Origin of the sequence: Micromonospora sp. WMMD736 (genome assembly GCF_049179015.1) — a bacterium.
In the GTDB taxonomy this organism is placed as follows: domain Bacteria; phylum Actinomycetota; class Actinomycetes; order Mycobacteriales; family Micromonosporaceae; genus Micromonospora.
Genome location: NZ_JBMHMI010000050.1, coordinates 1 through 3,668, shown reverse-complemented (window position 1 = coordinate 3,668; position 3,668 = coordinate 1). Strand labels below are relative to the sequence as shown.

Below are 3,668 nucleotides of genomic sequence, written 5' to 3'. Positions count from 1 at the left end.
CTGAGATCCTCGGACACCACCGCGGTGTCGGACTGTGGCGTGAAAGTGGCCGCCTCAGCGTCGGTGGTGGCCAAGGTGCTCATCTGGGCGCCCGATTCCGAGGCCCCAACCGCGTCGAGCACCATCACGTGCGGCAGCGCCTTGAGAATGCGGTCTCGCACCGTGGGCGACAGCGGTGCGCCGCCGTTGGTGATGGTCAACAGCGCGGCCAGGTCATAGTCGCCGGCTTCGATCGCTTCGATCAACGGCCGCCCGATCGCGTCGCCGACCACCGGGATGCTCAACACCTTCTCGCGCTCGACGAGTTTCAGTGCGGCGTCGGGCTGGAAGCGCTCGACGTCGTCGGGGATGGCCAGCCACCCGCCCATGGTGATCGCGTTGTAGGCCGCCCACTGCGCGGCGCCGTGCATGAACGGTGGCACCATCAGGATCGACGTCGCCCCGGCCGCCGCCGAGGCCCGCTCCGTCAACTCCTGGTAGGAAGTCAGGAACTGATCGCTGCCGAACGGGCGGCCGCCCATCGAGGACAGGAAGATGTCGTGCTGACGCCACAACACCCCCTTGGGCATCCCCGTGGTGCCGCCGGTGTAGAGGATGTAGAGGTCGTCGCCGGACACGGTGGGCATGCCGTGCGGCGGTGCCGGTGTCGCGATCACCGATTCGTAGTCCACCGCACCCGGCAGCAGGGCCTGGCCGGAACCGTCGTCGACCTGAATGAGAACTTCTAGGTTCGGCAGCCGGTCACGGATGGCCGCCACCCGCGGCGCGAACTCGGCGTTGAACACCAGCGCGCGGGCATTGGAGTCGCTGAGCAGGTAGTACAGCTCCTCTTCGACGTAGCGGTAGCTGACGTTGAACGGCGCCACCCGGGCCCGGTAGCTGCCGATCATCGCTTCCAGGTATTCGTTGCCGTTACGCAGGTAGATACCCAGGTGATCCTGGCCGGACTCGTGGCCGGCCAACGCGTCACGCTCGGTATGGCAGCCCAGTCCGACGGAGGTCAGGTAGTGCGCAAACCCGTCGACTCGGGCGTCGGTCTGCGCATAGCTGAATCGACGATCCCGCCAGATCAGAAACCTATGGTCGCCGATGGCGGTCGCCACCGCCTTGAACACCGTCGACAGATTGAAGGTCACGTCACCGCCCATGGACATTGACCATACATTCATGGTCATGCTGTATGCCCGCCGGTCGGTCAGGTTGGGAAGAAACCATCGCCGGTCAGCACGCCTGGCTGCCAGCCGCGCGCGCCCAGGCACAGCATTGGCCGTCCGTCCGGCGACTGCGCGGCGGCCTGCGGTCCCGGGCACGGCGCGCCGATGTCCTGCACGCCGTGCAGCGGGTAGGAGGCCACCCAGAACCCGGTGTAGACCGGTGGCCACTGATTGGGAATCCACTTACACTGCAGCGGTTGTCCGCCCCGTCCGCGGCCGAACACGTTGCGCTCCCAGCTGTGGCACGGGCCGCTGAGAGCCGCGTCATAACTCATCCCCGGAACATCGGTGGGATATCGACCCGGATCGTCGGGGTAAATGTTGCCCGGGTCCGCCACCGCACCGGGAGCCAAGCCGATGGCCGCTCCGCAGACCGCGACCGCAGCCAGGAAGCCACGAATCAATGTCCCACCCCCAGGTGTCGCGGTCAGCCTATCGATCCCCGACCCCGATTGGTCGGGAACTGCGCTTAGTCGTCGCCATCCTCGGTGGTGGAGGCGTCCAGGACGCTGACCGCGATGCCGTAGGGCAGGAACCGCACCTTGCGGGTCGGATCGGTATTGGTCTTATGGGCGCGCAGGGCATCGATCTCGGTCGGGTACACCTGCTCGATATGAGCTCCGCCGCTGCTGTCGACGGTGTATATCGCCCACACACCGTCACCGGTTTCCCCGGTGGTCTCCGGCTCGGTACGGGGCCGGGAATACCTGGCGAACTCGTCGATCAGACCAGCCCAACCGGCACGCTCACCGGATGTGGTGAGGTACCTGCTGACGTTCTCCAACATCTCGCGCAGCCCCTCGCCCGCCTCGCGCGCCACGCGATCGAAATCCTCCGGATCAAATCCGAATGGTCCGTTGTTGCCCATCGCTGTCCTCCATGTGGGTGAGCCGCAACTCCAGAGTAATCGCCGATGTCTGTGCGGGTCATCAGTCCGTAATGTAGTAACCCTGACCGGAGGACGTTGATGAGATGACTTTCCCACGTGCTGAGCTGCTCGCCGCCGCCGAGCGGTCGCTCACCGCGGCTGGCTCGCGGGACCGCGCGGGCTGGGTCGGGTTGTTCACCGCCAACGGTCAGGTGGAGGATCCGGTCGGCTCCCGACCGCACCGCGGTCAGACCGAGATCACCCGGTTCTACGACACGTTCATCGGCCCACGCGATATCACCGCCCATCGCGATGTCGACCTGGTGAGTGGCCGCACGGTGGTGCGCGACCTGGAACTCGAGGTCGCGATGGCCCCGTCGGTGACCATGCGGATCCCGGTCTACATCCGTTACGACCTGAGACCGGTCGGCACCGAGTTGAAGCTCGATCGGCTGCGAGCGTACTGGGAGTTGCCGGCGATGGTGCGGCAGTTCGCGCGGAGCGGGCTGGCGTCCGTTCCGGTCGGTCTGCGGTTGACCCGGGCATTGCTGCGTAATCAGGGTCCGGGCGGCGCCGTCGGGTTTCTGGGCGGGTTGTGGGGTCCGGGTGCCAGGGCGCGGCGCGCGTTCACCCGATTCCTCGACGATGCGCGTGCCGGGGACGAGGTGGCAGTCCGTCGTGGCCTGGCCAAAGGGGCACAGATCACCACCGGCGACGACGGGGTCTCCGGGGCAGCGGAATTGCTCGACCGCTTGGCGGGGTGTCGCCGCCGCAAGCTGATCGCGGCCGGCCGATCGCTAGTGGTGGGGCTCGAGCGCAACGGGGAGCGCGCGGTGCTGTTCGCCGAGGTGAACAGCAGGCCGTTTACGATCGCCAGGGTGCGCTACTTTGCAGCTTGAGGGTTACGCCGGTGGGTCCGACGGCCCGGTTGACTGAACATCTCAGACTGACGTGAGACGGTAGTGAACACCATGTCTTCCCACCAGCATCTGACCTACGAAGAGTTCGGCCGGAAATTCTTCGAGATCGCGGTCACCGAGGAGCGCGTCGGCGATGCGATCGCCGAGATCGCCGGCGACGAGTTCGCGATGGGTCCGATGGGCCAGGGACCGGGCGGCATCGCCAAGGTCACCGCGAAGGTCAAGGTGATGCAGCCGCACGTGACCCGTCAGATCGGCGACCTGATCACCTTCACGATCCGTATTCCGCTCGAGATCGACATGGTGATCGACCTGCGGATCGACCGGCCGCGATTCGTGGTCTTCGGCGACATCTCGCTGCGGGCCACCGCATTGGCGGCCGAACCGCTGGTGTTGATCCTCGACGTCGAGAAGCCGCGGCCGTCGGATATCTCGATTCATGTGACCTCGAAGTCGCTGCGCGGAGAGGTGCTGCGAATCCTGGCCGGCGTCGACGCCGAGATCCGGCGCTTCATCGCCGCCCACGTCGCCGGCGAGATCGATAGTCCGGCGTCGCAGCAGGCCAAGATCATCGACGTCGCTGACCGCCTCGACGCGGCCTGGACGGGCGCGTGACGACAACGGGGCACCCGAAATCGGTTGCCCCGTAATCACTGTCGGATGAGC

Annotated in this window: 5 protein-coding genes; 2 read left to right on the top strand and 3 right to left on the bottom strand. The window is 66.4% G+C overall.

Annotated elements, in window-relative coordinates:
- The 3 genes from ACN269_RS33370 to ACN269_RS33360 form a co-directional block, all read right to left on the bottom strand.
- The coding region (locus ACN269_RS33370; protein ID WP_421477119.1) for an AMP-binding protein at positions 1-1,148 on the bottom strand (1,148 nt) is incomplete at its 3' end.
- A 47-nt stretch (positions 1,149-1,195) separates the two neighbouring features.
- Complete coding sequence (locus tag ACN269_RS33365) at positions 1,196-1,618, bottom strand: hypothetical protein (RefSeq protein WP_421477117.1); 423 nt, start codon at positions 1,616-1,618, stop codon at positions 1,196-1,198.
- Positions 1,619-1,683: 65 nt separating this feature from the next.
- Positions 1,684-2,082: a hypothetical protein gene (locus tag ACN269_RS33360; RefSeq protein ID WP_421477115.1), complete on the bottom strand. Its 399-nt coding sequence runs from the start codon at positions 2,080-2,082 to the stop codon at positions 1,684-1,686.
- 104 nt (positions 2,083-2,186) lie between these two features.
- Between ACN269_RS33360 and ACN269_RS33355 the strand changes: the two genes are divergently transcribed.
- Together ACN269_RS33355 and ACN269_RS33350 are read left to right on the top strand one after the other, a co-directional pair.
- Positions 2,187-2,981 (top strand): ketosteroid isomerase family protein, encoded by a 795-nt coding sequence (locus tag ACN269_RS33355; RefSeq protein WP_421477113.1) that lies wholly within the window; start codon positions 2,187-2,189, stop codon positions 2,979-2,981.
- A gap of 72 nt (positions 2,982-3,053) precedes the next feature.
- A complete protein-coding gene (locus ACN269_RS33350; protein ID WP_421477111.1) occupies positions 3,054-3,617 on the top strand; it encodes a hypothetical protein in 564 nt (187 codons plus the stop codon).
- Positions 3,618-3,668: the final 51 nt, after the last annotated feature.